This window comes from Albimonas pacifica, assembly GCF_900113695.1.
In the GTDB taxonomy this organism is placed as follows: domain Bacteria; phylum Pseudomonadota; class Alphaproteobacteria; order Rhodobacterales; family Rhodobacteraceae; genus Albimonas; species Albimonas pacifica.
On sequence record NZ_FOQH01000029.1, the window covers coordinates 1 to 5,972 of the forward strand.

Sequence of the window (5,972 nt, forward strand, 5' to 3'; positions counted from 1 at the left end):
CATCTTCTTCAGCTTGGCGAGCACCTCGTCCATGAGGGCCTCCTCAGAGTTGAGCGCGGCCAGCCCGCGCAGGTTCGGTCGGTTCACCAGACTGGCGTTGGCGATGGAGAGGAGGTTCTTGTCCCGGTCGTGGTAGACGACCGGCGAGATCCTCCGGTACGCCTTGCCGGCGACCAGCTTGCGGCCTTCGTCGGTCCACTCGACCTGTCCCCAGATCCCGTCGTCGCGGGTCTGCATCGCGACGATCCAACCGACGGCATCGGATCGGCCGCCGGTCTTGGCGGCGGTGAAGGACGAGTGGTTGATGTCGATTTCGAGCTGAGGGGCGCGCTCGAAGCTGCGGTCGATGACCGACTGCAGAGCGGCGCGCTCCAGGCGATAGGGACCGCGGCTGTCCGCGGTCTGCACCAGGCCATCGGCGGGCGCGGGCAGCAGGTGGATCCACTCCGGCGCGTCCGCGCCCTTGTCGGGAGCGGGGAGCGGCTGCTCGGCCATCATGGCGATATGGGGGTGCGTCCTCATGGGCGAATCATCGCCCAGGCGAAGCCCCCTCCAACATCCGCAACATGTTGCGGAGGGACGAGGGAAACCGCCTTGAAGGGGGCTTGAACACCGGCTTCGCGAGGGCCGAAGCGCCGGCTACGCCCCGAGCCTGCGGCGCCCGGGGCGGGCGGTCAACGGCCGCGCGCGCCGATCTCTTCGAGCCACTCCTCGACCAGCTCGACGATGTTCGCCTGGTCGCTCTCCGAAAGGCCGAGGAACGGGCGGGCGGGGATGTCGCCCCAGGGGATCGAGCTTCCGCGCTTCGTCTTGCCGAATGCGCCCTTCTTCGCGCCGAAGTGCATCACCGCGGACTGGATCGCGTTGGTGCCCAGCTCGACGAAGGACGGTCCGGAGGCATAGCTGAAACTCTTCGCCAGGCGCACGCCCTCGCCGGGACCCCAAAGCGGCCGCCGGTCGACCGCCTTGCCGCGCCGCACGTAAGCGTCGATCGTCGTCTGAGACTTCGGCGCCCAGGCTGCGCCCTCGGGATCCACGCCCCGGTCGAACCGCTCCTCGGTCGACTCGAGCAGGAACTCGCCCACGTCCGCCATCACCGGGCTCATGTCGTCGAGCGCGCCCGCCAGGCGGTCGAGGGCGGCGAAGGCTTCATCAGACTTCAATTCGACGCGCAGCATCGCTATCTTCCCCTGCAGGCGCTACGGGACACCGGGATATGGGCCCGGCTCGGTTCGGCCGTCGAGTTCCGGGGCGCCTTCCACCCTCACAGCCGCTCCAGCCACATCGTCACCAGGACGAGCATCCGCCGCCCGGGCTGGACGCGGAACACGGCGACCAGGCGGCCGCCGGAGACCTCCCGCTCCAGCACGATGCGTCCCGCGTCGACGCGCGAGCTGTCCGGGGCCAGGAGGAGCTGCGGCAGGAGGGCGAAGGTCGACGGCTCGAGCGGGACCTGGCCGCGCGAGGTCTCGACCGCGGGATCCGAGTGCCGGGACATCACTGCCGGACCGCGGCGCTGTCGACCGTGTAGTCGAAGCGCGAGACGTCCTGTCCCAGCTGCGCGCCGTAGCGATCCGCCTGCTCGGAGGTCAGCAGACCCAGCGTGCGATACGGCCCCTGGATCACGGGGCCGGCGATCGGCGCGCCGTTGCGCTCGCCGACCGCCCGCTCGGCGTAGCGCCTCAGGTCGTCGGCGAGCGACGGCAGGCGGCGATAGGCCTGGGAGACGGCGTCGGCCTGCGCCGGCGGCAGGTCGGTCAGGTAGGCCTTGCCGAGCTGGTAGGGCCAGCCGACCAGCTTCTGCGTCGCCGAGCGGATCTCGCCCTGGACGGACGCGCCCGGGGCGTAATCCCAGCCCTTGCCCACGCCCTTCGGCGCCCCGGTCTTCGGGTCGATGGCGTCCCAGTCGTCGGGCAGCGTCTTGTCGGGATCCCCGCCGAGCCGCCGGGATCCCCGCCGGGTGCGGGCCCCGCGGACCTTGCAGCCGCAGCCCCAGCCGTTCGGCGGGTAGTGCTCCGCCCAGAACGGATGATCCGCCTCCAGCACCAGACCGTTCCAGGACAGATGATCGAGGCGCGGGTGCTCGGCGCCGGAGTGGCGGTAGACCCAGAACGGGAACCCGCCCTCGCGCAGCTGGGCATGCCGGCCGGCGGCGTAGGAGACCAGCATGTTGGTCTTGTAGATGGTGCGCGTCCGCCAGGCCTCCCCGGCGGCCGTGCCCTCGCCCGTCCAGCCATGCCAACCGTTGCGCTCGACGATCGCCCGGAAGTCCTTCCGGAAGGCCTCGATCCCCGTGCCCTCCGCAATCGCCCGGTCGACCGCCGCCGCCAGGTCCGCCAGCAGGTCCGCCTTCTGCGCGCCGGCGACCATGAAGGCGCGGTCGTGGGCCTCGCGCTCGATGTCGTCCCAGCGCGCGGTCGGGACCAGCTCGCCGAGGCGCGCGCGGAACGCGGCGACCTGCTGGTCGAAGGGTCGCCGCAGGACGCCGGAGAGCGGATCAGCCATCCAGGTCCACCACCTCGGCCCGGGCTGCACCCTCGGCCGCGAGCAGGCCGAGGGCGATGACGTCGGTCAGCCGCGAAGAGTCGAGCCTGGGGAAGGCGGCGAGGAACATCTCGCGCAGCTCGTCCATGTCCTGCGCGGCCTCGACCATCGCCTCGATCCGGGCCATCATCTCGCTCATGGCGGGCTGGGCCTCGACCGCGAGACGGTCGGTCAGCAGCTCCTCCACCGCCACCCCCCGAAGAACGGCCTCAGGAGCCCCGTCTTCCGCCTGGGGTGCTGGGAGACCCGGATCGGCCGCCTCCCGTTTAACCACCCCGGATATCCGTTTAACCGGGCCACCGGGCGCCGGGGCGCCCGGTGCGGGGGCGGCCGGCGGGGGCGGAGGGGTCTTCACGCCCAGGATTTCGTCGTCGGGACCCGGTTCGCCCAGGCCGAAGCGATCGCGGATCTCGTTCACGCTGACCGGCAGCCCGAGAGGCACGAGCTTCTCCAGGGCGTCGGCCAGCTGCTTGAGGTCCTCCTGCTCCGGGCGGGCGATGCGCAGGCGCGGGTAGCGCTCCTGCGGACCGTACTGCAGGTCGACCCACGGCCGGATCAGGTCGCGGTTCAGAATGCCCTGCAGCAGACGCGCGTCGGCGCGCTCGATATCCTCCTGGACGAGGCGATGCTCCTTCGAGACCGCATGACCGCCCGAGACCGCGTCGGTCGTCGTCGTCTGCCCCAGCACCGCCTTGGAGATCTGCCGGTCGAGCCAGTCGGAGCGCTGCAGGTACAGCTCCGAGCCGGGGCCCACGTTCTTCGACTCGATGAAGTCGATCGCCATGCTCTCGGGGATGATCGCCGCGCAGTCGCCGGCGATGTTGGCGACCGCCCGGAACAGGGTCGACTTGTCCTCCTCGGTCGCGCCGGCCCCGAATTTGCCCACCCGCAGGGGCTGGCCATAGGTCTGGGTGAAGATCGCCCAGTCGCGCTGGGTGTAGGCCTTGAACATCCAGCCCCAGGCGGCGACCCGGGCCAGGCCCGAGCGCAGGACCAGGCCGCTCTTCGCCTTCATCGTGGCGAAGATGAACTTGAAGGGCTCCAGCGGGACTTCCTGGCCGCCGTCATCCAGGCGCACCGGCGTGGCCAGGTCGCGCCGCTCGAAGCGGAACCAGCGCGGATCGCGCCACTCCAGCCGGGCCGGCCACCAGTCCCCCTCGGAGGTGTCCCAGATGATCTCGGTGAAGGAGTAGCCCTTCCCGAGCGCGTCCAGGATGTCGAATATCTCGTCGCTCAGCTCGTCGCGGTCGAGCCAGTCGCGGACCATGTCGGCGATCTCGACGTCGCGGGCGTCGTCGGAACCGGGCTCGACGGTGATGTCGATCTGGCTGACGCTCCGCCGGCGCGTGCCGAGCACGCCCTGGTAGTGCGGATCCCGCTCCTCGATCGTCTCGGCCAGCTCGAGGAAGCGGACCGGGTCGCCCTGGTCCGCCTCGCGCAGGATCGACGCCAGGCGCTGCGGGTTCAGCCCGTCCGCCGGATAGGCCGAGATCGGCTGGCGCACCCCGCCGATGGTCGGCGCGGCCACCTCCTGGGTGAGGACGCTGCGCTGGAGCGGGCGGCCGTAGCGATCGACCAGGACGGGGGTGCGGGCCATCGTGGATCTCCTCAGCCCGGCAGCATGCCGAGGGCGTTCATGTACAGCTCGAGCATGGCCTCCTGCTCGGAGCGCTCCTCGGGCTTCTTCTTGCGCAGCACCACGATCTTGCGGAGCGTCGCCGCGTCGAAGCCGTTGCCCTTGGCCTCGGCGTAGACCTCCTTGATCTGCTCCGAGACCTCCTTCTTCTCCTCCTCCAGCCGCTCGATGCGCTCGACGACGGCCCGCAGCTGGCCGGCCGAGACGGTGGTGGTCGAGAAGTCGTCGTCCTGGTCTTCCATGGCTGGCTCCTATTCAGCGTCGCGGTCGGACCGCGCGCGCAGGTCGAACCCGACTGCGCGGCGCGGGATGGGCACGAGAAGGGGCTCGCCGTCGGGACCGAGCAGCGACGACACCCGCGCGGACGGACGATCATGGAGGTAGGGAGCCGGTGTGTTCGCCCCGGAGTAGGGGCGGAGCAGCGGGTCGGACCAGTCGCAGGGCGATGGCTTCTTGTCGATCATGGCTGGGCTCCCTCAGATCAGAAGCCAGACCGCCAGCCCACCGACGACCGCGGCGCAGACGGCCACGAACAGCAGCAGGGCGAGGTATTCGCCGGTGGTCGGCGCGAGTCGCATCGTCACAGTCCTCCTCTCAGGCCGCCGCCGAGCGGCGGGGTCCACCAGGCGCGGCCGGGGCCGCGGTCGTCGGGCAGATCGTGCATCTCGCCGGGGCGGCGATCCGAGGCGCGGCCGACCGGCGTGTAGCCGTACTCGACCCAGCGCTGGCGGCTCGCGAAATGCGCCAGCGCCAGCGCGATGGCGTAGTCGCCGTGGCGGCGCTTGCCCTTCTCGCCCTCGCGGGTCTGGGGCACGCGGGGGACGCCGCGCACCACCTTGATCACCCGCAGGTCGGAGAGGTGCTCGGCGTCCTTCGCCAGCGCGATCTCGTCGTCCTCGAACGCCGTCTTCAGGGGCGGCATGTGCTGGCGATACCAGTCCTCGGTGAACTTGATCGCCCAGACCAGGCCGGCGCCGTCCTCGCCCTCTCGCAGGCCGAACTCGCGGCCCATCTCCTCGGCCAGGATCCAGCCCATGCCCGTGGCGTCGAAAGCCGCGCCGACCAGGCGCGAGCGGACGTGGCGCAGGACCATCCGCACGATCATCACCTGCTCGGCGCCGGGGACGTTGCGCATCTCGATCGAGAGGGCTTCGCGGCGCTTCAGGCGCGCCTCGATCGCCAGCAGGTCGAAGACCGAGAGGTCCGCCACGCGGCCGAAGTCGAAGCCGGCGGCGTACTGGGGATCGAGGTCGAGCGCCTCCAGCGCCGCCTCCAGCTGGGCCATGAATGGCGCGAGCAGCCCGGCGCGTTCCCGCTCGGGCTTCTGGAGGAAGTCCGGCGGCAGCTCCAGGCGCAGCACCGGGGCGTCGGCCGTCATCCGGCTCTCGATCAGCGGCGCGGGCAGCCAGGCGCCCGAGCTGAGGCTCGGGATGCAGAACAGCTCCTCGTCGGCGCCGTCGCCATAGGTCGCGACCAGGCGCCGGCGCCACTCGGCCTCGGCCTCCGGCGTCCAGGCGTCGCCTTTGATGAGGCAGATGCGCCGGAACAGCCCGTCGCGCAGCGCATCGTCCAGGTCGATGCGGATGTGCTCGTAGGGCTTGGCCCTGGAGACCGCCTCGCCGACCAGCTCGTTGAACGGGTTCGAGACGCCGTCGTGGGTCGAGCAGACCACCACCTGGCCGCCCCACATCAGGAAGGCGAAGGCGGCCTTCAGCACCTCGGCCAGGTGCTCGATGAAGGCGGCCTCGTCGATGATCACCACGCCCTGCTTGCCGCGCAGCGAGCGCGGGGC

The 5,972-nt window shown here is 71.0% G+C and carries 8 protein-coding genes; all 8 read right to left on the minus strand.

Going from position 1 to position 5,972, the window contains the following annotated elements:
* Positions 1–522, minus strand: a 522-nt coding sequence (locus BM064_RS25970; RefSeq protein ID WP_218161133.1) for a phage protease, incomplete at its 3' end; no start/stop codon positions are given.
* 152 nt (positions 523–674) lie between these two features.
* Positions 675–1,178, minus strand: coding sequence for a phage virion morphogenesis protein (locus tag BM064_RS25975; protein WP_092866315.1), 504 nt, complete (start codon positions 1,176–1,178; stop codon positions 675–677).
* 86 nt (positions 1,179–1,264) lie between these two features.
* Positions 1,265–1,498, minus strand: coding sequence for a hypothetical protein (locus BM064_RS25980; RefSeq protein ID WP_092866318.1), 234 nt, complete (start codon positions 1,496–1,498; stop codon positions 1,265–1,267).
* Positions 1,498–2,505: a phage head morphogenesis protein gene (locus tag BM064_RS25985; RefSeq protein WP_092866321.1), complete on the minus strand. Its 1,008-nt coding sequence runs from the start codon at positions 2,503–2,505 to the stop codon at positions 1,498–1,500. Before BM064_RS25985 ends, BM064_RS25980 begins: the two co-directional genes overlap by 1 nt.
* Positions 2,498–4,141 (minus strand): DUF935 domain-containing protein, encoded by a 1,644-nt coding sequence (locus BM064_RS25990; protein ID WP_092866324.1) that lies wholly within the window; start codon positions 4,139–4,141, stop codon positions 2,498–2,500. The genes BM064_RS25985 and BM064_RS25990 overlap by 8 nt, the downstream gene beginning before the upstream one ends.
* An 11-nt stretch (positions 4,142–4,152) precedes the next feature.
* Positions 4,153–4,422, minus strand: coding sequence for a DUF2312 domain-containing protein (locus BM064_RS25995; protein ID WP_092866327.1), 270 nt, complete (start codon positions 4,420–4,422; stop codon positions 4,153–4,155).
* Between the two features lie 9 nt (positions 4,423–4,431).
* Positions 4,432–4,644, minus strand: a complete 213-nt coding sequence (locus tag BM064_RS26000; protein WP_092866329.1) for a hypothetical protein — start codon at positions 4,642–4,644, stop codon at positions 4,432–4,434.
* 116 nt (positions 4,645–4,760) lie between these two features.
* Positions 4,761–5,972, minus strand: a 1,212-nt coding sequence (locus BM064_RS27695; protein WP_092866332.1) for a hypothetical protein, incomplete at its 5' end; no start/stop codon positions are given.